The organism is Neptuniibacter sp. SY11_33 (assembly GCF_047778025.1).
In the GTDB taxonomy this organism is placed as follows: domain Bacteria; phylum Pseudomonadota; class Gammaproteobacteria; order Pseudomonadales; family Balneatricaceae; genus Neptuniibacter.
In genome coordinates this window covers 268,758-294,363 of the sequence record NZ_CP180543.1, presented here as the reverse complement: position 1 = coordinate 294,363, position 25,606 = coordinate 268,758, and the positions used below count along the sequence as shown (strand labels likewise).

24 protein-coding genes are annotated in these 25,606 nt (G+C 43.2%); 12 read left to right on the top strand and 12 right to left on the bottom strand.

The window, feature by feature from the left end; translation table 11 throughout:
- Positions 1–19: 19 nt before the first annotated feature.
- Positions 20–1,126 (top strand): glycosyltransferase family 4 protein, encoded by a 1,107-nt coding sequence (locus tag ACMXYV_RS01305; RefSeq protein WP_415889978.1) that lies wholly within the window; start codon positions 20–22, stop codon positions 1,124–1,126.
- Positions 1,127–1,300: 174 nt separating this feature from the next.
- On the top strand, positions 1,301–2,566 hold the full coding sequence (locus tag ACMXYV_RS01300; RefSeq protein WP_415889977.1) for an O-antigen ligase family protein: 1,266 nt from the start codon (positions 1,301–1,303) through the stop codon (positions 2,564–2,566).
- A 7-nt stretch (positions 2,567–2,573) separates the two neighbouring features.
- Here ACMXYV_RS01300 and ACMXYV_RS01295 read toward each other — a convergent pair whose 3' ends face one another.
- Genes ACMXYV_RS01295 through ACMXYV_RS01280 form a run of 4 tightly spaced genes read right to left on the bottom strand, consistent with a single transcriptional unit; the run spans position 2,574 to position 6,398 of the window.
- Positions 2,574–3,878 carry a hypothetical protein gene (locus ACMXYV_RS01295; protein ID WP_415889976.1) on the bottom strand — a complete coding sequence of 435 codons (1,305 nt, stop codon included), beginning with the start codon at positions 3,876–3,878 and terminating at the stop codon, positions 2,574–2,576.
- A gap of 27 nt (positions 3,879–3,905) precedes the next feature.
- The gene (locus tag ACMXYV_RS01290; protein ID WP_415889975.1) at positions 3,906–4,889 is read right to left on the bottom strand and encodes a glycosyltransferase family 9 protein; all 984 of its coding nucleotides are present in this window, start codon (positions 4,887–4,889) and stop codon (positions 3,906–3,908) included.
- Positions 4,886–5,665 carry a glycosyltransferase family 2 protein gene (locus ACMXYV_RS01285; protein WP_415889974.1) on the bottom strand — a complete coding sequence of 260 codons (780 nt, stop codon included), beginning with the start codon at positions 5,663–5,665 and terminating at the stop codon, positions 4,886–4,888. Before ACMXYV_RS01285 ends, ACMXYV_RS01290 begins: the two co-directional genes overlap by 4 nt.
- Positions 5,658–6,398, bottom strand: a complete 741-nt coding sequence (locus ACMXYV_RS01280) for a hypothetical protein (RefSeq protein ID WP_415889972.1) — start codon at positions 6,396–6,398, stop codon at positions 5,658–5,660. Before ACMXYV_RS01280 ends, ACMXYV_RS01285 begins: the two co-directional genes overlap by 8 nt.
- A 222-nt stretch (positions 6,399–6,620) precedes the next feature.
- Here ACMXYV_RS01280 and lpdA point away from each other — a divergent pair, with 222 nt between their 5' ends.
- Positions 6,621–8,756 (top strand): dihydrolipoyl dehydrogenase, encoded by a 2,136-nt coding sequence (gene lpdA / locus ACMXYV_RS01275; RefSeq protein WP_415889971.1) that lies wholly within the window; start codon positions 6,621–6,623, stop codon positions 8,754–8,756.
- Here the strand turns inward: lpdA and ACMXYV_RS01270 are convergent.
- Genes ACMXYV_RS01270 through ACMXYV_RS01255 form a run of 4 tightly spaced genes read right to left on the bottom strand, consistent with a single transcriptional unit; the run spans position 8,747 to position 11,914 of the window.
- A complete protein-coding gene (locus ACMXYV_RS01270; protein ID WP_415889970.1) occupies positions 8,747–9,451 on the bottom strand; it encodes a hypothetical protein in 705 nt (234 codons plus the stop codon). The genes lpdA and ACMXYV_RS01270 overlap by 10 nt on opposite strands.
- The gene (locus ACMXYV_RS01265) at positions 9,444–10,292 is read right to left on the bottom strand and encodes an MTAP family purine nucleoside phosphorylase (protein ID WP_415889969.1); all 849 of its coding nucleotides are present in this window, start codon (positions 10,290–10,292) and stop codon (positions 9,444–9,446) included. Before ACMXYV_RS01265 ends, ACMXYV_RS01270 begins: the two co-directional genes overlap by 8 nt.
- Positions 10,293–10,301: 9 nt before the next feature.
- Positions 10,302–11,213, bottom strand: a complete 912-nt coding sequence (locus ACMXYV_RS01260; RefSeq protein ID WP_415889968.1) for a radical SAM protein — start codon at positions 11,211–11,213, stop codon at positions 10,302–10,304.
- 17 nt (positions 11,214–11,230) lie between these two features.
- The gene (locus tag ACMXYV_RS01255; protein ID WP_415889967.1) at positions 11,231–11,914 is read right to left on the bottom strand and encodes a TIGR04282 family arsenosugar biosynthesis glycosyltransferase; all 684 of its coding nucleotides are present in this window, start codon (positions 11,912–11,914) and stop codon (positions 11,231–11,233) included.
- A gap of 183 nt (positions 11,915–12,097) precedes the next feature.
- Here ACMXYV_RS01255 and nfsA point away from each other — a divergent pair, with 183 nt between their 5' ends.
- The 3 genes from nfsA to ACMXYV_RS01240 are packed head-to-tail and all read left to right on the top strand — an operon-like array spanning position 12,098 to position 14,878.
- Positions 12,098–12,835 (top strand): oxygen-insensitive NADPH nitroreductase, encoded by a 738-nt coding sequence (gene nfsA / locus ACMXYV_RS01250; RefSeq protein ID WP_415889966.1) that lies wholly within the window; start codon positions 12,098–12,100, stop codon positions 12,833–12,835.
- Between the two features lie 55 nt (positions 12,836–12,890).
- A complete protein-coding gene (locus ACMXYV_RS01245; RefSeq protein WP_415889965.1) occupies positions 12,891–14,123 on the top strand; it encodes an EAL and HDOD domain-containing protein in 1,233 nt (410 codons plus the stop codon).
- 11 nt (positions 14,124–14,134) lie between these two features.
- Positions 14,135–14,878: a sulfite exporter TauE/SafE family protein gene (locus tag ACMXYV_RS01240; RefSeq protein ID WP_415889964.1), complete on the top strand. Its 744-nt coding sequence runs from the start codon at positions 14,135–14,137 to the stop codon at positions 14,876–14,878.
- A 26-nt stretch (positions 14,879–14,904) separates the two neighbouring features.
- Here the strand turns inward: ACMXYV_RS01240 and ACMXYV_RS01235 are convergent, their stop codons facing one another.
- Complete coding sequence (locus ACMXYV_RS01235) at positions 14,905–15,645, bottom strand: glycosyltransferase family 25 protein (RefSeq protein WP_415889963.1); 741 nt, start codon at positions 15,643–15,645, stop codon at positions 14,905–14,907.
- A gap of 89 nt (positions 15,646–15,734) precedes the next feature.
- On the opposite strand from ACMXYV_RS01235, the gene ACMXYV_RS01230 reads away from it, so the two are divergent.
- A complete protein-coding gene (locus ACMXYV_RS01230; RefSeq protein WP_415889962.1) occupies positions 15,735–16,409 on the top strand; it encodes a glycosyltransferase family 32 protein in 675 nt (224 codons plus the stop codon).
- On the opposite strand, the gene ACMXYV_RS01225 is transcribed toward ACMXYV_RS01230, so the two are convergent.
- Both ACMXYV_RS01225 and ilvD read right to left on the bottom strand, forming a co-directional pair.
- Positions 16,410–17,621, bottom strand: a complete 1,212-nt coding sequence (locus ACMXYV_RS01225; protein ID WP_415889961.1) for an O-antigen ligase family protein — start codon at positions 17,619–17,621, stop codon at positions 16,410–16,412.
- A 325-nt stretch (positions 17,622–17,946) separates the two neighbouring features.
- Positions 17,947–19,779 carry a dihydroxy-acid dehydratase gene (gene ilvD / locus ACMXYV_RS01220; protein ID WP_415889960.1) on the bottom strand — a complete coding sequence of 611 codons (1,833 nt, stop codon included), beginning with the start codon at positions 19,777–19,779 and terminating at the stop codon, positions 17,947–17,949.
- Positions 19,780–20,009: 230 nt separating this feature from the next.
- Between ilvD and ACMXYV_RS01215 the strand changes: the two genes are divergently transcribed.
- The 4 genes from ACMXYV_RS01215 to ACMXYV_RS01200 all read left to right on the top strand — a co-directional run bounded on the left by ACMXYV_RS01215 (position 20,010) and on the right by ACMXYV_RS01200 (position 22,890).
- Positions 20,010–20,255: a hypothetical protein gene (locus tag ACMXYV_RS01215; protein ID WP_415889959.1), complete on the top strand. Its 246-nt coding sequence runs from the start codon at positions 20,010–20,012 to the stop codon at positions 20,253–20,255.
- A 296-nt stretch (positions 20,256–20,551) separates the two neighbouring features.
- On the top strand, positions 20,552–20,815 hold the full coding sequence (locus ACMXYV_RS01210) for a PepSY domain-containing protein (RefSeq protein ID WP_415889957.1): 264 nt from the start codon (positions 20,552–20,554) through the stop codon (positions 20,813–20,815).
- A 14-nt stretch (positions 20,816–20,829) separates the two neighbouring features.
- Positions 20,830–21,519, top strand: coding sequence for a response regulator transcription factor (locus ACMXYV_RS01205; protein ID WP_415889956.1), 690 nt, complete (start codon positions 20,830–20,832; stop codon positions 21,517–21,519).
- A 9-nt stretch (positions 21,520–21,528) separates the two neighbouring features.
- Complete coding sequence (locus tag ACMXYV_RS01200; protein WP_415889955.1) at positions 21,529–22,890, top strand: ATP-binding protein; 1,362 nt, start codon at positions 21,529–21,531, stop codon at positions 22,888–22,890.
- On the opposite strand, the gene argA is transcribed toward ACMXYV_RS01200, so the two are convergent.
- Entirely contained in the window at positions 22,887–24,224 is a 1,338-nt protein-coding gene (argA, locus tag ACMXYV_RS01195; protein ID WP_415889954.1) for an amino-acid N-acetyltransferase, read from the bottom strand. The genes ACMXYV_RS01200 and argA overlap by 4 nt on opposite strands.
- A 177-nt stretch (positions 24,225–24,401) precedes the next feature.
- Between argA and ACMXYV_RS01190 the strand changes: the two genes are divergently transcribed.
- Positions 24,402–25,523 carry an inorganic triphosphatase gene (locus ACMXYV_RS01190; RefSeq protein ID WP_415889953.1) on the top strand — a complete coding sequence of 374 codons (1,122 nt, stop codon included), beginning with the start codon at positions 24,402–24,404 and terminating at the stop codon, positions 25,521–25,523.
- Positions 25,524–25,606 lie beyond the last annotated feature (83 nt).

Sequence of the window (25,606 nt, the reverse complement as noted above, 5' to 3'; positions counted from 1 at the left end):
TTTCTTTGGAGCAGCACTAATGAGTGAACAGATTCTACAACTGTGTTTGTCACCCGATTTAGGTGGCCTTGAGCTATACATGCAACGCTTGAGCTTATACTTAAATGACAAAACAGGCACTCATGTCGCTGTTGCGAAAAATAGCAAATTAGCTTCGTCTCTATCTGAAAATGTTGATCTACAAATATTGTATCTACACAAACATGCATGGAAAAACATTTTCAAAAATGCTAAACAATTAGCTTCCTATATAGATACAAACAAGATAGATCTGATCCATTTACATTGGACGAAAGATCTACCTGTAACAGTGTTGGCTAAAAAGCTAAGTAAACGTAATCCAAAGCTCGTGCAAAGCCGCCATATGAATATGACGCGCTTCAAGAGCGACTTCTATCATCGCTTTCTCTACAAAAACCTCGATCTAATGATTGCTGTAACGCAGCAAGTTAAAAATCAGATTACCGAATACATTCCAAAGGAGATTAGACCGACCATAGAAGTTTCTTATATCGGCGCTCCAACATACAAACCTCTGGATAAAACATCGCAAGAAGCTCTAAGAGAGAAATATCAACTTGCTGATAGTTTTGTGGTAACACTCGCCGGTCGCATCGAACCAGCCAAGGGTCAAGAACTATTAATTGACGCGTTACAGAAGCTTCACAATCCAAATGTAAAAGTAATGTTTATTGGGAACCCAATGGATGAAAGCTATCTAGAGCAATTAAAAAAGCAGATTTCTGATATAGGGTTATCTTCGCAAGTTACCTTCACCGGCTTTGTCAATAACGTTCAAGACCTCATGGCTATTAGCGATTGTGTTGTACTTGCAACGAACAAAGAAACCTTTGGCATGGTTATAGTAGAAGCTATGCATACAGGTACCGCAGTCTTAGCCAGCAACAGCGGTGGACCACTAGAGATAATAGATCATATACAGAATGGCCTATTGTTTGAGAGCCGAAATGCAGAGGATTTATCAAGGAAACTAGCTACTTATATCCAAGATCAAAACCTGCGTCATGCACTGTCAAAATCGGGCCAACAAAAAGCGTTATCAAAGTTTGAAAGCCAACGACAATTCGAAGAAGTATTAGATGTACTACATAACGTCATCAGATGATGAACAATTAGACACTCAGACTCGACCTCGGCATGATAATAACTGAAAACTAAATCATCATCTCGGCCTTCTATCCTTTACTATATATTTCAGTGTTATACCTGCTCATCGCTTCATAAAAAACCGCAGGTCAATAAAAGACGGCGACTTACATATCAAACTAGGACTCCAATTTTGAATAGTTTCAAAAGCATGGGTATTTCAACCTTAGCTAGATATTACCTTACAGCTGCAACCTGTAGTCTAATTGCTTTTTCTGTCACCTTTCAGAATAGCTACAATCTTTTTTTAACTCTAATAGTCTGTTCATATCTATTTTTTTTAAGCCCAACCATTCGCAAAAATATTCAACTGAATCGTATTGAGACAAGCCTTCTCATTATTATGTCTCTGTACATTGCCGCATTCATTCTAGAGGTGTTCTTATTTGGCGAAAAAGCAAGAATACTCGATAAACCAGCAAAAGTTCTGCTACTTATGCCTCTTATTCCGCTTCTGAATGCTACAAGACTAAATACCCGTAATTTGATAGGAGCATTTATTGCAGGCTCAGCATTTCTTTTGCTCTCAGCTGCATATGACACATATATTCTCGACTATGGAAGAGCCGGTAGTGACATCAACGCAATCCAATTTAGCGCTATTGCTATTGGAATTGCTACTGCAGCTTTAGCTCTGGTGATCAGAGTAAAAAATGCTAAGCCTACTTTTCTAATTACTCTCATTTTTCTTGCAACAGGTGGTTTATGGGCAGGCCTTCTTAGCCAAAGTAAAGGAAGCATCATCGCCATTCCAATAGCAGCGTTTTTGATTGGACTTCTTTATCTATCTGAATTCAAAGTCGGCAAACTGGCAGCTGCTATGATCACAATTGCAATCATAGCTCTTTCGGCAACGGTCATTTACAACAGTTCGATCATGGGGCGTTTCCAAAAATCTATTGAAAATACCATAGCATTTGATGCCGGTACGAAAACAAATACTTCTAGTGGCATACGTTTAGCTCAATGGAAACTAGCCTTAGAAGCAGGAAATAAATCACCAATTCTAGGCATGGGTTATTCAGCATTTATTGACTATAAAAACCAAGCAGTGTTGACTGGGCGATATGGACAAGAATTACTAAAATTCGATAATTCCCACAACGCCTACGCCAACGCTTTTGCACGACGAGGCGTTATAGGGTTACTAGCTGTAATCATTTTTCTAGGCTTCCCAATCTATATCGGCCTCCAGATCTGGAGACAAAAGCAAAAAGAACTGGCTCCTTTTGCTGTAGCTCTCTCTTCATTTGGCTGCGTATTCTTTATTGCGAATATCACTCAAGAAGTAATTTTCCTAAATACAGGCATCATCATGTATACAGGACTATTGGTGATATTAACCAGCATGCTTGCAGAACGAATCAAGGCTTGTAAGTCAGATTCACACGAAGAATAACTATTATCTAACCAATAATATAAATCGGACTATCGGATATTTTGGCTGTAATTTGATTCAATGTAACAGCTGACTTATCCATCAACTTTTTATTTTCCACGCTGATATTTTCTTGCTTTAGATACTCTAACAAAGGCAGCTCTACCTCATTGCCCCAAAGCACAATCACATCTCTATTTGATTGAATATTTTTACAAGCGAGCTTATATACTTCCCCTTGCTTTTGGTAATGATGTACTTCTACATTTCCTAAAACATCCAACATAGTTTTGTAAACGAAAAAGGCTTCACGCTTACGTAGCCCTTCTCGGCTATCAACTAAACCATAACCAGGCGCTATAAGCTGATGCCAGTGGACAGATTCAACTCTTTGAGTAGCCAGAACCTGCAGATGGTAGCGAAGTATAAAGTTCGCATAGTCGCTTTCACTTACGCACTCTGTTTCGCTGGTAGGAGCCCAAGGCGCCGTATTGGACAGAGGCCAATTTGCCTCTGTCAGCAGTAACTTACTAGATGTTTTAGGGCTTAATCTAGCAATGCTATGCAAGAGCGTAATTTTATTAAAGGTATCAAATACCTTCATTTGCGGATTCTCTGGTGCACCACGCCTGTCTACATAGAGAAGCGCTGCTACCTTATCGAACTTCAGCCTAAAGCCATTAAATAGAGCTCTAATCAGGTAAGGGTATTCAAAGTCGATAACTGATGGGCCTAACAGCTTTAAACTCTTAAACTGTTGATCACGGACCTTCTGTACCACCTGATAAAACTTAAGATATTCAGCTACTGAGAAGAAGCCCCACTTAGAACGATTGATCGTGGTTCCGATTTGAAACTGTTTTACTAAAGATGAGAAGACGTCAAAGACTCTGGCGATATCTTTAGCAAGCAGTTGATGATCACCAATATGCTGACGATCTTGCACTACCACTAAGAGAATTTCTTTCGTTCCAAACCCCGCCAAAAACTGATAATACTCATCGATACGATCCATCTCCGACAGGAAAAATCGTACCTGTAAGCTTTTACAGTTCAGCTCCTCAACCAACGAATATTGCTCTTCCCCTTTGTCTAAATTGACACAAAGGGAAAAGAAATGCGCCGAAGACGGCTCCACTTTGCGATTTAAAAGCCAAGCGATCAGAGCTAAAGGAAAGACTAAGCAAGATGTCAAAAAGGTAAGCAAGTAGTCCTTAAGGTGCTTACGTTTCATCCGCTTTTTATAAGCTCTATCCGTGATGATTCGCGGTTGATCGGAATAGTGATCCCACGGATGCAGATCATCTTCTGAACTAGGTTTAGGCGCTGGCAAGACGCTCTCCTTCTAAACACATAGTTGTTAAACCTGCTCAGTTAATTGAAGTAATTCTTCTTCAATTTCAGAGTACAGTTTGTCTGAATAGTCTTGAGGAACAGTAAAGTTATGCTGGTTTTCCGGTTGATTGACCGAAGCCCATCGAGCCGGAGAAGCAACCTTTACATCACCGAAGAAGGATATGGTTTTAAGATTAGACCCAGCGGCTAAATGCATAGGGCCCGTTGACGTACTGACAAACAAAGAAAAGTTACTCAACAGCAAAGCAAAGTCATAAACGCTACCCTGCGATCGGTGCAAAACCGCCTGATCTCCCAGTGCCGCCTCTGCTTCAGCAATTAACGATTCATCATCAGGGCCAAAGGTAAACACAACCCTCTGTTTGCTCTGTTTAATCACTGCTTGAGCAAGACGGATATAATCTTGCAGCGTTAGATTTCCATCTGTACTCCCACCGCTGCCTGGATGAAAAGCAACGATGGGGCGGTCATTTTCTAACTGATATTGTGCATTAAATGCTTCCAAAGCCCGAGTTGAATCTGCCTTCGCAAAACCAAACAAAGGCGCCTGTATACCCGTTTCGATTTGGCTATCAAACGCTTTAAGAAGATCTAAGTTATAAGCAAACTCTGTTTTTTGTACCTGACTGCGACGCTGCTTAACTCGGCAGTTAAACCAGATCTGCGCCAGTTTAGTCGCCGGTCCTATTCGCTTAGGAATGCCCGCTCGCCATAACAGAAAACCTAATTGTGAATCGATAAACGCTGAGATACTTACGGAGCACTTTGCTTTTTTTACCGCCGCTAACGTAGCACCAAGGTTATCAGGCTGATACTCAATCACCTCATCAATATACGGTAACTGCTGCGCTAAACTGAGGTTTATCTTAGATACTAAAGCAACCAAGCGCAGCTCTGGCCTAGCTGCCTTTAGGCATTGGAACATAGGCAGAGCAACAACAAAGTCGCCAATCTTGTCGTGGCGAGTAATTAAGACACTAGTTGTCATTGATCTACCCTACCGCTACTGTCTTTGGCTGCTTTATTCAGCTCATATAGCTTCATATATTTATAAAAATTCGTCGCCATGTGTGAAAAGGCGATAATCAATCCTGCAGACCCATCCATAAAACCACGTTTTAAAAAATAGGTTTTAAAGAAGGAATAGATGCCATTCAAGCTAGCTTTAAGCGGCGAAGACTTCTTTATGCCTTGCTTATCTTCTGCAAAAAGAGAGGAGTACTTATCAAGTTTAACGATGAACTGAGAGATATTCTGATAAGGATAGTGACGAACCGTACCTGCTAGGTTTTCGACTTCAAAGCCTTCGGTAACAACAAGTTCATGCACTTTACTGCAATTAAAATTGGTCTTAGTACGATCATACAAACGCACGATCACATCTTTGCCCCAACAATGCTTAACTTCTCGCTCTTTGTAAAAGTTACTGCGCGTAATGGAATAGACTTTATCAGAGTCTAATGAGCGTTGTGCCAATGCGGAGATAAACTCGTCGGCAAGCACTTCATCCGCATCCAATGACAATACCCAGTCATGCTTAGCATAACTAGCAGCACGCTGTTTCGTTTCACCAAAACCTAAAAATGGCCCTTCGACCAAATTTACATTCTCGAAGTTAGAAACTAGCGATTGTGTACCATCATCCGATCCATTGTCATAGATCACCACATCGGTAAAACAGGCCAAAGCCTCCAAAACAGGAACGATGGTTCCTGCGCCATTTTTAACGATAACAACGCATGAGATGTGGTCGATATTAGTCATTAACGGGCTTACCTTTTAGGCGCTTCTTGAAGTTCTTAAAGCGTTTATTCTTGTTAGAAAAGAGCTTTACCTGCTCTGCAAAATCATCAGGAACAGTGCTATGTTGAGCGTACTCTTTCGCAATAACATCTAAATCCTCATCTCTCGCCCAGAGTTTTTCAAAACCCCGTGCTCGCATTTCGTTATCGAGTTCAAGTTGAAGCATTCGATTAACATCAACAATCTTAAACTCATATCCACCATCAGCGAGTTTTCGGATCAAGATATTACCCGGCGAATAATCTTTGTGGAAAAATCCAGCATCGTGCAGCGCTAAAGAGAACCTAGCGAATGCTTTAAACACTTCAGGTCGATCCGGAAAATCTAAGTCCAGCAAGGGCTCACGGATCGTAAAATCATAAGCGTAATGCTCACTGACAAAATAACTATTAGAGATTAAGCCACCGTCAAAGTACTCAACATAGGCAACAGGTGTTGGCGTAAAGTCACCCAATAACAGAGAGTTCTGATAAGATTTTTCAGCTTTACTCGGCCTAAGGTACGTATAGATACAACGCCTTAGCAAGTTCGGCACCTTGAAAGACTTCAAGACCAATGATTCATCTAAGCAATCAACTATCTTCAGTTCATTCCGGGCTTTATGAATGGATGCATCACTGCTATCAAACAAAGCAGGCACATCTTTCAAAATCGCACTAAAGCGCTGACAATTTGAATTTACAACTGATTTCATAAGGTTAGATGCATCTCAATGGCCTAAACAGGATCAATGCGCTACCGTTTAGGCTCAAAAGGCACAGAGCCTTTTCTACAATTTAAACAACGAATTTAGGCGCAGTTTAACATAAGCTGATTTATTCATATCATTGATTTACTCCTAAGATACATAGGTAAATTGAAACTTTCCTATTTTATCTCTGTCCTAGAAGCTTCTGAATTTAAGTAGATATTATTGATGAAAAAGCTACCTCTACTACTCGTTATCCTAAGTGCAATTGCGGCCTTCTTTATATTTGATCTGGCCCAATACTTAAATTTGGACTTTATCAAAAGTAATCAAGCGAGCTTCGAACAGTATTACGCTGAGAACCCAATCAAAACAGTAGCGATCTTCTTTGGACTGTATGTGCTCGTTACAGGACTGTCTTTACCCGGCGCTGCCATTATGACACTTATTGGCGGCGCACTATTTGGGCTCGTTACAGGCTTACTCATCATATCTTTCGCCAGTACCATCGGGGCAACTTTAGCTTTTCTCTGTTCCCGTTTTCTATTTCAAGAAAGCATTCAAAACCGCTTTGGTAAGCAGTTACAGTCTTTCAATGCGGGTATGGAGAAAGAAGGTGCTTTCTACCTCTTTACCTTGAGATTAGTGCCGATCTTCCCCTTCTTTATGATCAATCTAGGCATGGGCCTAACCCCAATCAAGACGTGGACATTCTATTGGGTAAGCCAGATAGGCATGCTGGCTGGGACTGCCGTTTATGTAAACGCAGGTACACAACTAGGTCAGTTAGAATCTCTCTCAGGCATTTTGTCTCCAGAGATCCTACTGTCATTTACTTTATTAGGTTTATTCCCACTGATTGCCAAGAAAGTGATCGATCTACTTAAAGCGAAACAGGTCTATGCCGGTATTCAAAAACCTTCTACATTCGACACTAATATCGTTGTTATAGGAGCGGGTTCTGCCGGACTAGTCACCTCTTACATTGCAGCGGCAGTAAAAGCCAAAGTCAGTTTGGTTGAAAAGCATAAGATGGGAGGCGACTGCCTAAATACCGGCTGTGTACCCTCAAAAGCTCTGATTCGTTCCGCTCGCTTTGTAGCGGATAGCAAACGTAGTCAGGAATACGGCATTGAGCACAGCGAGGTGAAGTTCAATTTCGCTGATGTTATGGAGCGGGTATCCAAAGTAGTTGAACAAGTGGAACCTCATGACTCGATTGAACGCTATACAGGATTGGGCGTCGATTGCGTAACTGGCAATGCAACCATTCTTAACCCCTATGAAGTGGTCGTAAATGGAGAGATCATTACGACCCAGAATATTGTAATTGCTACAGGCGCTAGACCACGCATCCCTGCGATCAAAAACATTGAAGCCATGCAGCCACTGACCTCAGATAACCTTTGGCAGATACGCGAATTACCGAAACGACTGTTAGTGCTCGGCGGCGGCCCAATAGGCTGCGAATTAAGTCAATGTTTTGCTCGTTTTGGTTCTGAAGTGAGCATCGTTTTACGTGGCGATCACATTATGCCCAAAGAGGACAAAGACATCTCTGACTGGGTTAGTCAGCGCTTTGATCAGGAAGGTATCAATGTCTTAGGCAACCGCAAAATGCTGGAGTTTGTTGAACGAGAGGGAAGCAAGTACCTTGTTTGCGAACATAATGGCCAGATGGAGGAGATTCCATTTGATCAGCTTTTGGTAGCGACAGGGCGACAAGCTAATGTGAATGGCTTTGGTTTAGAAAATTTAGACATACAAACCGAAGCTGACGGAACTCTAGAAGTAAACGAGTACTTACAAACAAAATACCCGAATATCTATGCTTGTGGTGATGTAGCAGGTCCATACCAGTTCACACACGCAGCAGCTCATCAAGCTTGGTATGCAGCAGTAAATGCTCTGTTCGGTCGCTTCAAGAAGTTTAAAGTGGACTACTCGGTAATCCCCGCTGCAACTTTCACCGATCCAGAAGTCGCACGTGTGGGTTTGAACGAGTTAGAAGCTAAAGAACAGAATATCGCTTACGAAGTCACCAGCTTTGATCTTGAAGAATTAGATAGAGCAATAGCAGACAGTGACAATCACGGTAAGGTTAAGGTACTAACGGTACCGGGCAAAGATAAAATTCTTGGGGCTACCATCGTGGGGCCTCACGCGGGCGAACTTATCACCGAATTTGTCACCGCCATGAAGCATGGCTTAGGCTTTAACAAAATCCTAGGTACCATTCATATTTATCCAACCATGAGCGAAGCTAACAAGTACGCTGCCGGTGAATGGAAGCGAGCCAACGCTCCGCAAAAATTACTGGACTGGGTAGCTAAATTCCACCGCTGGGAACGTGGTCAAAAGTAACGCTGCTTTACTAATTTGATAAACTCAGGCCAAGCCTGTTTTAACCATAATCGTTGATAAAGGAAGGTTATTTTAAACCAGCCTTTCTCTTCATATTTTCGCGCACTGGTAGATAAAGGAACTGAACAGCATTTAAGCTTTATGCCCTGCTGACGTACATACCAAACGAACAAGTGATCTTCGCCATAAGCGGCAGCCTCTGGATACCCTCCTACCTGTTCAAATAAGTGCTTTGAGATTAAGAAGCCCTGATCGCCAAAGGGCACCCCTAAAAGCCGTGACCTTAGGTTTGCACCAAGCGCATTGATAGGCATCGCAGAGGGCCCATCAGCAGTAAAAGCCAGTGAACAATAATGCAGTCTCTCAGGTTCTCGATTTAGATTATCCAACAAACTAGAAACTAAACAGCCTTCGAATCGACTATCTAAGTGAAGAAACCAAATATACTGCCCCCCGGCCTCTTGTGCTCCGAAGTTCATCTGTATGGCTCGACCAGGTTCAGTGCACAACCATTTTACAGAGTAATTTGAAAGGGAAGCGCAACTCTGAGCTAAGGCAAACTGAGCTTGCTTACACACTACAAAAATCAGCTCAGAACCTTTAGGGAGGTGTTGTAAGTCGTGCAACAATCCCTGCGGGACCTCTTCTTCAACAGGCCCCACAGGAATAATGACGGAGAGGAAAGGCTTAGGCACTCAAAAGTTCCAACAGCTCTTTCTGGGATTGGTTCAAACTGTCTCGCGGCGTTAATACAGCAGAAGCCAAACTGCTACGACTAGCACAATCCAACGCCTCTTCTGGGCTATTAATAAAGGCTGTGAGTACCGCCTTTGCTTTTTCTAAGCTTGCACCATAACGAGCAATCACCTGCTCTACACTCACATGATGCGCAGGATCATCCATCCAGCAGTCATAATCGGTCGCAATAGCGATAGTGCAATAACTGATCTGCGCTTCTTTTGCTAAAAAAACCTCTGGCACGTTGGTCATTCCAACTAAGTCACAACCCGCAGCCCCTCGTAAGAAGAAGCTCTCTGCTCTGGTACCTAATCGCGGACCATCAACACAGCCATAAGTTTTATTTCGATGCAGGGAAATACCTACCGATTCACCCGCTTTTTCTAGCGCATCAGCTAAAGGCTTAGAGGTTGGCTCGGCAGTAGAAACATGGGCTGCTAACCCATTACCAAAAAAGCTTTTCTCGCGGTTACCTTTTACAAAATCAAAGTACTGATCTGGCAACGATAGGTCACCCGGTTGTATCTCTTCTTGTAGACTGCCGACAGCGGACAAACCTATCACCTGCGTAACCCCAAGCTTCTTTAGAGCCCAGATATTTGCACGGTAATTCACTTCTGAGGGCAATAACTCATGACGACGGCCGTGACGAGGTAGAAAAAACAGATCCCTTTCACCCATCCGGCCTTGCAGAATAGGAGCCGAAGGGGAACCGAAAGGCGTCTCTATCTCATGCTCCCCCGTAACTTCTAATCCTTCTAACTGATATATACCTGTACCACCAATGATTCCTAACACACTCACTCCTTATCCTTCACTACAAGACGCACCATAAGCAAAACAGCTATAACAGCGATGATGCTTCATGCTTACTCGATGTTCTAAACTTTCTCTTAAGCTACCGCCCAAATCGTACTCTTCGTCATCATCCACCAGCGTACAAGCATAGACGCGCATATGACCATTTTTCTTCACCACCATTTTGCTAAAGGCACACATAAAATCTTTGCGACTCTCTTCCGTTTGGTAAGTGGTCATGCATGCTGCAGTTACCTGAGGTACCTGAGGAAGGCTCCCCGGTGTGGCAAAGTCAGGAAATGCGACCAAATTAAGATCGCGCGGTAAACCGTATTCAACAAAGAGTGCTTTAAATGCATCATCAACCGACGCTTTATCTTCTTCTTTATCCATATGCCGAGCGACAGAAATATGAAACCCTAAATCATAAAGCTGCTTTAAACCGTTAAGCGCACTAACAAAGTTACCCTCTCCGCGCCCCGCATCATGTTCTGCTGCTGTTGGTTTATCTAAACTCACCCTAAAACTAACAGGGTGTTTCGACTGACCTAACGTCGCAACTTCTTCCATTCGTTTTTGAATCGCTTCCGTACCATTGGTTAAAACAAGGCAAGGCTTAAACTGGGAGGCGTACGCCAATATTTTGATCAGCTGTTTAGCGAGAAACGGCTCGCCTCCAGTAAACGAAAACTGTTCAACACCAAGCTCCAAAGCTTCATCGATGTAAGGCTTCACATCCTCAAACTTAACCAGCTCCAAACGTTTATCGCCAGGTGCTGAGCCTTCTAAACAAAAAGGGCACTGCAAATTGCATGCAGTACCAGTGTGGAACCATAATTCACGTAATGTAAAAGGGTCGATATAGCCCCGCGCCTCACCTTGCGGGGTTTTATACCAATTTGACGTATGGATACGCTGCATAAATGACCTGTTTATTCCTAACTTGTTACCATTTTGTTATTCACTATAGGGGTAATCAACTGCAACAATGCTTGTCTTGCTGTCCGCGGATCCGATTTAAGATCCTCCATCAATCGCATTAGATCCCCTTCAAGATCAATATCATAAGTCGGTTCTATATAACCCACTGACTGCCCTGCATCTAAACAACATTCTTCGAGCCCTTGCGCCAAACGCTCAGTACTCCAAGGCAATCCTTCAATATTCGGCCATGCGACTCCTGAAGCCATGACGGTGACGCCTCCGTCATCTGCCTTACTGCAAACAACATCATAATCAGCCATCTTATTGCAAACCTGCTGAAGAAGATCCAAAGTTAAAATCGGTGCATCTGTACCGATAGTTACTATTTTTTGGTGACCTTGTTGTCTTAAAAGCTGATCAACTGCATTGATCCTTTCACCAAGATTACCCGAAGGCTGTGGAACCACCTGAACACGCTCACCGTCCAGCAATCCCTTGGCCCACTCAATCTCATCAACCGACGCGGGAGATAACACAACCCTACCCGACCAAGCCTTCGCATCTTCAAGCGCACATTGCAACAAAGCTTTGGCAATCTCAAAAGTTGTTTCAGCACCTAATGAGGCCGCGATGCGTTGCTTACCCTGCCCAATACGGGGTTGCTTACAAAAGATTAATAGAGTGGGAGCTTTGCTCATTTACAGGGGTAACCTTGATTCAAGTTTGTGATGTAGCCTAACTGATTGATAGACCTATGCTTAACGCGATAGTTCAAGGAAAACATATTCCCACCTATAGCTAAAGTTAATCCACGATCACCCTTCTGCTAAAACCAAGGCTGTGATACAACTCAAGCTTAAAATTTTTATTGAAGGGCTGCTATGAACCAGGTTATCCAACTTCTTAACGCACATCGCTCTATCCGAAAGTTCACTGATAAACCTGTGACCCAAGAACAGATCAACCGTTTTGTTCAAGCAGGCCAAGCAGCTGCAACTTCAAGCTTTATTCAGGCTTGCACGGTTATCCAAGTTAATGATCCAGACAAACGAGCTTCACTAGCGGAATGGGCGGGCAATCAGACCTATGTAAAAGCAGCTCCGACCTTTCTAGTTTTCTGTGCAGATATGAAACGCCATCAGCTAAGTTGCGATATGCACGATGCAGAGATGTTATCTGGCTTTACCGAACAATTTATTACTGCCACTGTCGATTGCGGATTATTTGCGCAAAATGTTGCGATAGCTGCCGAATCGGAAGGACTGGGCATAGTTTATATTGGTGGTTTGCGAAATAAGATTGACCTAGTCTCCGACGCGTTAAACCTGCCAGAACTGGTCTACCCTGTATTTGGCATGTGTATTGGCGATCCTGATCAGAATCCGGAAGTGAAACCACGTTTACCTCTGAATGTCGTGCTCAAACAGGATCAATACGATGACAGTCAAGATAAAGAACTCATTGCCTCTTACGACCAAGAGGTACAAGCGTATTATAAGAGTCGCACCGGCGGTCAAAAGGATATGACTTGGAGCGAGCAAATTTCCGGAATGCTACAAAAAGAAGCGCGCCCTCATATGCTTTCTTTCCTGCAACAGCGTGGCTTTTTACAGAAGTGAACCTTGGATAAGGGTATAATCAGTAATATCTAGAGCGAATCAATAGGAGCAAAACATGACGGGATCAATTGAAACAGGTGAATCTCTGGATCTACTTCTAGCCCGACAACCTGTATTCAATAAAAGTCAGGACGTAGTCGCTTACTTGCTGCTCTATCGTAATGATGATGAGCAAGCACCTAAAACGATCAACGATCATCTGGCAACTTCTTCCGTTATTCTCAACACTTACGCAAGTATTTGCGAAGATGGCGAGGTTCGCTCCCTGCCTTGCTATATCAAGTTAACCGATCAAACTCTAATGGCGGACAACTTTCCTGATCTACCAAAAGAAAGCTTTATCCTAGAGATTTTGGGCCACTCCAAGATCACGCCAGAATTGGTGGAACGGGTAAAAATGCTAAACCAGCAAGGTTACAGAATCGCTCTATCTGATTACCGCCCTCATCCTAAATATGAACCACTGCTCAATCTTATCCACATATTGAAATTAGATATTCAGAAAACGGGGATAGACCAGTTACCTCAAGTCGTAAAGGATCTGCGTCCTTACCATCTTGAATTACTGGCGGATAAGGTAGAAACACAAAACGAATTTCGCAAATGCCATGAACTCGGTTTTGCTTTATTCCAAGGCTACTTTTTAAGTAAACCAGAACCTGTAAAAGGTAAAAAATTAGGCAGCAGTAAAGTACTGCTTTTGCAAATGATGGTAGAGCTGCAAAGCCCACAAGCCACTGCTCAATCGGTTGAGCAATTGGTCATTAATGATCCATTACTCACTTATCGAATTCTTCGCGTAGTTAACTCTGCGGCATTTAGCTTGCAACGAGAGATTGAATCTCTTTCCCATGCTATCAGCCTGCTAGGTTTCGAACAGATCCGTAAATGGGTTAGCTTGTTTCTGGTTACTGATACACAAGAGAAGCCCGAAGAGCTGACTCGCAGCATGCTTGTTCGCGGGCGTATGTGCGAGCTACTTGCCGAAATGCTTGGGCGAGATCAACCGATTAATAACTTCATTACCGGCCTTTTCTCTAAGCTCGATGTCCTACTGGATATGGAGATGCCTGAACTACTCGAGCAGGTACCTCTACAAGCAGAAGTTAAAGCTGCACTTCTCACTAATGAAGGCCAGCTAGGGCAAATTCTAGATCAAGTCTGTCATTACGAGCGTGGCGATTTTGAAGATCTAGATCTTCTGCTAGATCAGCATTTCTATGAAGCCGCTTATCGCCATAGTCTGAGCTGGTCTCAGCAAGTGATGCAATCTTTAAGTGATAAATAACAGGCTCATTCGTGCCGATTCTTGAAAATATCGAACTCACCCTGCTACTGATTTTTGCGGCAGCAGGGACCTCATTTATTACTGCCGCCATGGGGATTGGCGGCGGGGTTCTATTACTGGTAATTCTCGCTTCTTTTCTACCCGCTTCCGCACTGATACCGGTTCACGGCCTTGTTCAACTAGGCTCCAATGGCAATCGAGCTATTGTTACTCGACAGCATATCGACTGGGATATGGTAATTGGTTTTAGCATTGGCGCGCTGATCGGGTCAGTTCTCGCCTCATTTATCGTAGTTCAACTGCCACTGACGTTTATCCAAATTTCGGTAGCCCTCTTTATCCTATTTTTAGTTTGGGGCCCAAAACCTAGCACACATCAGATGAGCAGAAACGGTTTAGTCGTAGCCGGTGCTGGTACAACGTTCGCGTCAATATTTGTCGGCGCAACCGGTCCTCTCGTGGCGGGTTTGGTGCATCGAAATAATTACGACAAACACAGCAGCACCGCTAACTTTGCTACCTGCATGAGCATGCAGCATCTACTAAAAATCTTTGTATTTTCCTTTGTTGGGTTCGCTTTTTGGGAGTGGCTGCCTCTAATCCTTTTAATGATTCTAGGTGGTGCTGTAGGGACTTGGATTGGCCTAAAAATGCTCAATCGCATTCCAGAAAAGCAGTTTAAAGCGCTTTTTAAAACCGTTATTTCCCTACTAGCTCTAAGGCTACTGTGGCAGGCCTCTCAACAGTTTTTATAAAGAGAGTAGGTTATTCGCGCAATGATTTACCTAACCGCTCTGAAGAGCTTTCGCGATTTTACATTCCAAAGTGCCATCCTACAGAAACGATAGAACCTATAACTCTCGCGGGTAATCTTATATAACAAACCCACTTTAGTTTTTGCATCTAACTGAATATAAGTACCCAGATCATTAGGAGACGATACAACAGGTGGTAAAACACCTACGGCAGGGACCTTATGCAAATAGGAGCTACCAATAAAATAGTCAACGGAGTAACACCATCTAGCACTTGCTGCTAGAAAAGCCTTAGCCCCATCTGGTGATATAGAATACCCTCCTGTTCGCATATCATTACAATCCCAATAAACGAGATCTAAGCAATCGTTGACTGATTGGACAAGAGAATGATTACCAAATTGAGTTTCTAACCGTATATATCCATATTTTTCATGAAGAATCTCTATCTGTTGCAAAGCATCTTTAAAGCCTTCCAAAGGGATAGCATCATCCTCTAAGATAACAATTGGTTTATTTAGCTCAATACACTTTTTCCAAAGTAGATAATGGCTCGCATAGCAACCTCTTTCCCCATTAGAAAGAGGTCTACTTTTGAAAATTTTGCGAAAATTATCATCTGGTAAACTGAGCAATTCATAAGGCAAGCCCTTATGACCATTAACCGCCTCAAAGACCTCATATTCTAGCCCTGCATCATTTAGAATGTTTGCAATTCGCTCTCTTCGCTCTGAAGCTTGAGGCAAACTAATAATGAATATATCCATGATCTCTAGTGGTAACAGCTGACTTAGTTTGATCGGTAGTTTAACATGATGCACCTACCCTACATACAGCAAAAGCAATTAATACACCTATGAATAAAACAATCCATGCTATTTGGCTCGGCAAAAAAATGCCTCCTCTTTCACACGCTTGTGTGAACGACTGGAAGAAGCAAGGTTATGAGGTAAAGCTTTGGACTGATGCCTCAGAGCAAGTGATTGAATGGATTAACGAGTGCGAGTTTGCGAAAGAGTGTTACAAAAGAGGACTTTTTGCATTTGCGAGTGATTATTTAAGAATTCGCATATTGCATGATTTCGGAGGATTGTATTTAGACACCGATGTAACTATTGTTCGTGACCCTTTTGAGTTATTTGAGGACTGCCATTTTTGTGTAGGGTTAGAAAATGATAGCTTAGTTGGGACTGCATCTATTTTCGCAACCAAATCTCACGAAATTTTAAGTCAGCTACTCCATTTTTACCAAAAAGAAATTATGACCTCGCCGTTATTTATGGGGCCGGACATAATGACTTCAGAATTAGTACCTTTTAGAGATAATTCTGACGTTAAGGTATTAGCCCAAGATTACTTCTTTTCTTACCAAGGGCAAGATCTGGATTTCAATCACCCTAAAGACGCTCGCTTAATACATTGGTACCAACATACTTGGAAAGCCAATAATATTCCGTTTTTAAAGTCTAAGCACAAAGGAATAATTGGAAAATTATACGAATACCAAAAGCCTTTATTTAGGAAAAAGTAGCTACCCTTCCTTATTTAGACTTGATAAATATTTATCATATCTAGCAGCAAGGGGAATAGTGTAGATGGCTGCCATAAAAACAGTATAGGTCCAAAGGCCAGCTTTCATATACCAAAACGATTCAAACGCATTCACAACAAACCAATAAGTTACAAACATGACCGCTATATAGCTATAAACCTTAGCGCTGTTATCATCACGCTTATACTTCAAAAGCTCAAAAACAGGATAAAACTGTAGAATAAGACAGATCACCAACCCTAGCCCACCAAAGCGCAGTAGAGTAGCAACATATGAATTATGGACATGTCTAAAATCATCAACGATAAATGATGGCAACCTTGTCGATTCAACAATTAAGTGCTCTTCTATACCATTACCGAAGCCTATAAATGGGCTTTCTTTAATCCAATGAATAGATTCTATCCATAAATTAATTCTAACCCCCAGGCTAGTATAGGGAATACTTTCGAAGTCACCTTTCAGAAGATAGTCAGTAACAATAAAAACCTCTGAATTTAAACGGCTAGAGACAACATCTAAATTCAAACCTAATACAATCAAACCTAAAAAGAAAAATAAAAATGCAACAGAATTTTTAATTGTCACTTTTTTATTTATAATCAAGTGATAAGAAATAACTGCTAGAACAGATAAAAACAAACCTAAAATAGCTTGCCTTGTCTGCATTATCATCAATAACACAAGAAAAATTGGCGTAATCAAAGCAAAGCATAACAACAATAATTTTTTATTGGGGAAGTCATTCATGATACGGCCACAGCATGCAAACAAAATTAATACAGATGCACCTATAATTAATGCCCCATGCTGAGCATTCCTATAACCAAAATCAACTCGATACCCAGAGATCCCCTTCATGAAATCACTAATAAATAGCCCATTCTGACTTAAAGTAAATATAGATCCAATCGTAAACGATATAAGTACTGCCCATATACACCCCCCTCTCCCTCTAAGCCAAAAAGCTATAAAGAAGAAGAAAAACAACTCTAACAACCTTCCTATTCTTGGCGATTCTTGAGCAATATTAGGATAATAATATTGCGCATGAAGCCAACTAGCTAACTGAACGATTATAGCTAGTAGTAAAAGCCATATAACTTTCTCCTTTTTAAAGAAATCCCAACGAAGAAAAACTAATGCAAAGGAAAAAATAAGCACTAATGTTTGAAAAACATCAGCGAGCAACTTCCAAGAATCTTTAAATGCAGCATATACACATATACTTAAAACCATAAAAAAAATAGTTTTTCTAGATTCTAATATTCTTTCAAACCTGCTGCAGATCATTTGTAATTTTTACCCAAAAAACAGTTATTCATATGCAGACATAGCAACGAATTTATAAAAAACGAAACTTTAACGACCACAAAGCATCCTTTCAAGCATAAAAATCTACCAAACTTATGAAAAAGAGGTTACTAGACATACGCCCAAAGACTCTTGATTGGAATGAAAGGCTAAAAACAAAGAACCCTGCATAAAGCAGGGTTCTTTAAAAACAGGTTCAAGCTTAATCTAACTTAGATAGATCGCGAACAGCACCTTTATCAGCTGATGTAGCCAACATACCGAATGCTTTAAGCGCAGCAGACACTTTACGCGGACGAGCCTCAACTGGCTTCCAGCCAAGTTTATCCTGCTCTGCACGACGTTCCGCTAGCTCTTCATCGGAAAGCAACACATCGATTGTGCGGTTAGGGATATCGATACGGATAATATCGCCGTTACGAACCAAACCGATTGCACCACCTGCTGCAGCTTCTGGAGAAACGTGACCTATCGACAGACCAGAAGTACCACCAGAGAAACGACCATCAGTCAGCAATGCACAGGCTTTACCTAGACCTTTAGACTTGATGTAAGACGTTGGGTAAAGCATCTCTTGCATACCCGGACCACCTTTAGGGCCTTCGTAACGCACGATAACGACTTCGCCCGCTACTACTTTGTCATCAAGAATATTCTGAACCGCTTCATCTTGAGATTCTGTAATATGTGCAGGGCCTTCGAATACAAGAATAGACTCATCTACACCAGCAGATTTAACAACACAGCCGTCTAGCGCAATATTACCTTTCAATACAGCAAGACCACCTTCCAAAGAGAATGCATTCTCTAATGAACGAATACAACCATTCTCACGGTCACCATCCAATGTTGGCCAGCGAGTAGATTGGCTAAATGCTGTCTGAGTTGGGATACCCGCAGGGCCAGCACGATAAAACTCTAATACTTCTGGAGTTGGGTTACGCATAATATCCCACTGATCCAACGCATCCTTCATTGTCGGCGCATGAACCGTTGGAACGTCTGTATGCAGTTTACCGGCACGATCCAGTTCGCCCAGAATACCCATAATGCCACCAGCACGGTGAACATCTTCAATGTGGTATTCAGGCGTGTTTGGCGCCACTTTACATAGCTGCGGCACTACACGGGATAGACGATCAATATCGTCCATGGTGAAATCAATCTCAGCTTCCTGAGCGATAGCCAACAAGTGAAGGATCGTATTCGTTGATCCGCCCATAGCGATATCAAGTGTGATGCAGTTTTCAAACGCTTTAAAACCTACTGAGCGCGGAAGAACTGACTCATCATCCTGCTCGTAGTAGCGTTTTGCCAAATCAACAATGGTACGACCCGCTTCTAGGAATAAGTTTTCACGATCAGAGTGAGTCGCAACAACAGTACCGTTACCAGGAAGCGCAAGACCTAAGGCCTCTGCCAAGCAGTTCATAGAGTTCGCTGTAAACATGCCAGAACAAGAACCACAAGTTGGGCACGCAGAACGCTCTACTGCATCAACTTCTTCATCAGATGCATTTGGATCTGCTGCAAGTACCATCGCGTCAACTAGATCTAGCTTGTGCTCAGCCAGTTTAGTTTTACCCGCTTCCATTGGGCCGCCAGTTACAAAGATTACTGGGATATTCAGGCGCATAGACGCCATTAGCATGCCCGGTGTGATCTTGTCACAGTTAGAGATACAAACAATCGCATCTGCACAGTGTGCATTTACCATGTACTCAACAGAGTCAGCTATGATGTCACGCGATGGCAAAGAGTAAAGCATGCCATCATGACCCATCGCGATACCGTCATCGACTGCGATCGTATTGAACTCTTTAGCAACACCACCCGCCTTTTCAATTTCGCGAGCAACCAGCTGTCCCATATCTTTCAGGTGTACGTGACCTGGAACAAACTGAGTGAACGAGTTTGCCACAGCAATAATTGGCTTGTGGAAATCCTCATCCTTCATACCTGTCGCACGCCATAAAGCACGTGCACCCGCCATATTACGACCTGCCGTCGATGTCTTTGAGCGATATTGTGGCATTTCAATGACCCTTGTTTGTAATAATTTTGCTTAACTATCGAGTATAACAGAACCGTTGCGAAATCCGTCGTTCCAATATTGCTTTGTTCGCAACAGCATATACCACGAAATGCGTTACCAAATGCACAAGGCTAATCCGACCAATAGATTAAAATTATGCATGTTCCTCCCCTTGCAGAGTCGAAGCCCGCACTCTAATCTTGGCAGCTTAGTTGTGTTAGAGGTTAATCATGTCCAACTTAGATAAAAAAGAGATTCGCTCTGACAAGTGGATGCAGCTCTTCATCAAATCAGGCGTTCCTATCGCCATTATCAGCATTATCTGCTTGTGGGTGGGCTGGTTTTTTAAAATACCTGTTCTAGGCAATCTTTTTATCGTTACTGCTGCCACCGCGCTTGCTATAGGGATGGCTTACAACGTCCGCTTTGTCATTCTTTCGGTTAGGCAATTAAAAGAAAAACAAAAGAAAGACTGATTCGCTCTCTGTTAGCTTCCATATATCTCTGGGAACGTTCTGTGGGGAGGCCCTCTTCACAGAACACCATTCACTCTCGATACAGTTTCACGCCCGTAAGCTACCCTATAATTTCTTTATATAAGTAATTTATCTGGTCACACGAACTATTTACTATCCATTCCATAGTACGGGATACTTAGAAACTAACGAACAAACGGTCCATCCTGCACTCTTCCGAGAGTCAGATTTTAAGGCTTAATATTCTATTGTTTGTGTAATCTGAATAGTGACCTGCACCAATGAGGTTTTCCTACATGCTCAAGCAGCAGATTCGATATGCTGTATTTTTGCTAAGCCTGCTAACCGGCCTAGCACCTGTGGCAATGGCAGACGATTCGCCATTAACACTCAAACAAGCCATGACCGCTGCAATTGAAGCAAGCGGTGGTGAAGTGATAAAAACAGAGACTACTGAATTTCAAGGGCGTGCCGTTTTTAAAATTCGCCTCGTTAAAGAAGGGCATGTAAAAGATGTCTTGATCGACGCCAAAAGCGGCGCCGTGATTACCCCCGAATAAGGAGTTTAAATACAATGAAGTTACTTGTTGTTGAAGACGATCCAGATCTACGCCGCCAACTGACGACAGCCTTAGAGGGTAACAACTACACAGTTGAAGAAACTGCAGATGGTGAAGAAGCGTTATACATGGGCCAAGAATACCCATACGACCTCGCAATAGTCGATATAGGTTTACCGAAGCTATCTGGCATAGAAGTCATCAGAAAATGGCGTGCAGAAGGTAAAGAATTTCCGATTATTATTCTGACTGCCCGCGGCGATTGGCAAGACAAAGTAGAAGGTTTAGAAGCAGGTGCAGATGATTACCTAGTGAAACCCTTCCACATGGAAGAGCTACATGCACGCCTGAACGCTTTATTACGCAGAGCAGCGGGACACTCGAAACCTGTGCTTGAATTTGGACCACTCAAAATCGATACCACTGGCCGGGTTGTCTACCGTAACGGTGAACCGGTTAAGCTAACAAGCTATGAGTATCGTACCTTCGAATACTTGGTATTGAATACAGGAAAAACCATCTCGAAGAGCGAGCTAACTGAGCACTTGTACCATCAGGACTTCGACCGCGACAGTAATGTACTGGAAGTATTTATCCGTCGCTTACGTCAGAAACTGGACCCTGATCAAGAGTTACAGCCAATTACTACCGTACGTGGGCTCGGTTACCGCTTTGCCCTCACAGCTGATCAGCCTAGCGACTAAGGATAGTTCGTGAATATTCGATCTCCCCTGCAGTCATTGCAGGGGCGACTGTTGATTGCATCAGCAGTCATTCTTCCAATCGTTCTTCTTATTGCAGGGTTGGCCTTGAGCAAGGCTTACCACAGCAGTTTAGAGAACTCGGTAAGAGACCGTTTGCAGCTACAGGTCTACCTGCTTCTCGGTGCAGTGGAACTCAAAGAGGATCACATCCTCTTCCCTGAACGATTGCAGGAACCTCGCTACGAACAAATTAACTCAGGTCTATATGCCGCTATACATGATCAAGAGGGCAATATCCTCTGGCGCTCTCTATCATCGGTGCTTCTAGACGACCCTCAGCTTTCTCAAGTAATTAACCTTAGCGGCTTAACCACCGGCGAGCCTAGGTTTGAACATTTAGAAGAGGCGCAACTCTACCGATTCCAACTTCGAATCATTTGGGAAACGGCAGGTAAAGAAAAGTCATTTCTATTTACTGTAATGGAATCAGATGATCTCGTGATTCGCGATATCCAAGCTTATAACCAACAGTTAACGGCTTGGCTTGGCATCATTTTCCTCGTTGCACTATTAGCGCAAACCTTCATCCTCAGTTGGGGCTTAACTCCGTTAAGGCGACTTGCGAAAGATCTTAAGGCGATTGAAGCCGGCAAAGCAGAAAAACTAAAAGGCCTTTACCCTGATGAAGTTGAACCGGTAACCACTAACCTTAACGGTTTAATTGAGAGTGAGCGCAAACAGAGAGAGCGCTATCGCAATACCTTGGGTGATCTAGCGCATAGCCTTAAAACACCTCTAGCAGTTATGCGTGGCGCAGAGCTAGAGGAACACGAACTGCATACCTACCAATCGTTGGTATCTGAGCAAGTGGAACGAATGGATCAGATTGTTCAGTACCAGCTTAGCCGTGCAGTGAAAAGTCAGAATAAACCGCTCGGTAAAGCGGTCGCAGTTGAGCCAATCATTGAACGAATGCTCTTAGCGCTTGGTAAAGTGTATCGGAATAAAAATGTTATTACCGAAACATCATTAGCTGATGAGTTAACCTTCTTTGGCGATGAACGCGACCTTATGGAAGTGCTGGGTATGATCATGGAAAACGCGTTTAAGTATGGCCATAGCCACGTTGCTATATCTGCATCACAATCTGATCGCGAATTAAAAATTGTCATTTGTGATGACGGGCCTGGGGTGACGCCAGAGATGCGCCAAGTAATTTTGCAACGCGGCGCCCGCTTAGATACTTCAATACAAGGGCAAGGGATTGGCTTATCGGTAGCCACCGATATTATTAGTAGCTACCAAGGTCAGATCGAAGTAAAAGACTCTCCACTTGGCGGAGCCTGTTTTGTGATTCACTTCCCGAGTTAAAGGTTAAGCATAAATACTTTGGAGTTGCGCTGAAGATTAAACAGCGCTTTCTTCTCACTCGGGAGTTTATCCACAGGGGTTTCGACAAAGCCACGTTCAACAAACCAGTGGGCAGTCTTAGTTGTCAGCACAAATACTTGCTTAAGGTTGTTCTGCAGCGCTTGCTGTTCAATCGCTTTGAGCAACGTATCACCCCGTTCAGCCCCTTTATATTCTGGCGAAACAACTACACAAGCGAGCTCTGCCATCCGATCTTCTGGGAACGGATAGAGAGCAGCACAACCAATCACTACGCCATCGCGTTCGATAAGCGTAAAACGTTCGATCTCATTTTCTAAGACTTCACGCGAGCGCCTTACCAGCGTACCATCCTGCTCTAAAGGCTGGATTAACTCTAGCACTGCACCTACATCTTCAATCGTTGCAGAACGAAGTTGCTCGTAGGAATCCTGCAATACCATAGTACCCGAACCATCACGGGTGAATAACTCTCCAAGCAAAGCCCCGTCTTCTTTATAACTAATAAGATGACAACGACGTACACCCTTGCGACAAGCAGCAACTGCGGCTTCTAAATTACGCGACATTTCCGTATGTGGCTGATCTGTATCTTCCAATGACGATAGATACTGCCCTACCAAGCGTTCAGCCTTACGGGTCAATAACTCACTGCGCAGTTTGCCCGAGCTATCCAATACACCTTGATCAGCACCAAACAAAATCAACTTATCAGCATCTAAAGCACTGGCAGCAGCGGTCGCCACATCCTCAACTGATAGATTGAATACTTCACCTGTTGGCGAGTAGCCTAAGTGAGAAAGCAGAACGATGTTGCCATCATCCAGCTGCTGGGTAATGGCATCATGATCTAAACGACGCACTTCACCGGTATGGGCCATATCGACACCATCCAGCACACCAACAGGCTTAGCTGTCACAAAGTTGCCAGAAACAACCTTGATACGTGCACCTGCCATCGGCGTATTAGGCAAACCCAAAGACAATCTCGCTTCAATTTCTGCCCGCACAATGGCGGAAGCTTGAATCACACAAGTCAGGGTTTCTTGATCGGTCACACGAAGATGATGATGCAAACGTGTTGTTAACTGCTTTTGCGCAAGCTGTTCTTCAACCTGTGGTCGCGATCCGTAGACCAAAATCAAACGCACACCTAAGCTATTCAGCAAGGCGATATCATGCACAATGTTGGCAAAATTAGGATCAGCAACGGTTTCCCCACTCAGCATCAACACAAAGGTGTTACCCCGATGCGCATTGATATAAGGAGAGGAGTGGCGGAACCAATTGACGTATTGTTTAGTGTCGTCGTTCACAGTCAGTCTACAAGCAGTTTTCAATGATTAGGTCTATTACGGCTACTGTAGGCTTAATCGGCACAAAAGCCAAATATTCATCCATCTGAACATTACTCGGCATGAGTGATTTAAAGCCCTATCTTAGTGCGTTAGACTGCAAACTTAGATGGCAGCCTATAAAGAGAAAAAACAGAGATGGCATTAGAAGTAGAGCTAAAGCTAACTTTAAGCCCGCATCATGTGGAATCATTAAAACTACAACCACTGTTCCGCTCCTCTCAAGTTCGAGAATTGGGTAGTCACCAGTTAGGTAACATCTATTACGACACCCCCGATCAGCAACTGACTCAACATCGTGTAGCCCTGCGCATTCGACGCAAAGGTGAACAACTGATTCAAACACTTAAAAGCAGCGGTTCTTCTGAAGCAGGTATGCACTCGCGCAAAGAGTGGGAATGGCTGATCAAACAGCCAGAATTAGATTACGAACTGCTTGAAAGTGCAGAATGGCCTAAAGCCCTTCAAGACCCAAACATCCATGCTAAAGTCGCTCCAATTTTTAGCACCGACTTTAACCGCACAACGTGGATACTCGATACCCTTGATAGTAAAGGTAATGTGCTTAAAGCCGAGATCGCTTTAGACCAAGGCTCTGTGAGTGCTCAAGGCCGAGAAGATCCTCTGTGCGAACTGGAACTGGAACTGCTAGAGGGCGAGGCGACCGAGATGGTCAAATTTGCATTGGATCTAGCGAAACATGTCCCGCTCTATATTAGCGATATCAGCAAAGCGGAAAGGGGCTATCGTCTTCTCGATCCAGAGACCTATGACGTTCAACGCAAACTACCCGAATTCGATGAATCGACCACGCTAGAGCAGAGCTTCAGCATACTACTGCAAAAAGAACTGGGCCTATGGCCGCGCTATTTAGAAGCTTGGCAATTTACTCAAGATTGGAAATACATCCCCCTAGCACTCGAGTCATTGCGTAATATTGGCGCCCTCTACGAAACCTACAGCGATATTGTGCCTGCAGAACCTGATGGCAAGATCGATTTCCTACTCAGCAAACTGATCCGTCAGTTACGCGATATCGATGCATGGCGACGTACTGCCGTTATCTCGAACCAAAAAGATAGTGACCTAATCAAGCAACAGCAGCAACGCTCAGAAGCGCGCTTAAATGTGTTATTGCAAACAGCAGAACCGGGCGTTTTAGCATTACTGATATCAGAACAGCTGATCGAGAAATCTTGGCGCGAGCGCTGGCAGGAAAGCCACCAGCAACTTGCCCAAAGTTGTTTAACAAAAGCATGATAAGCATCACTCATTCAGTTGTTTTAGACTGTTAGAATGATTTTGGGGTCTTCAGTTAGTACGCATCATATTCGACCCCAAGT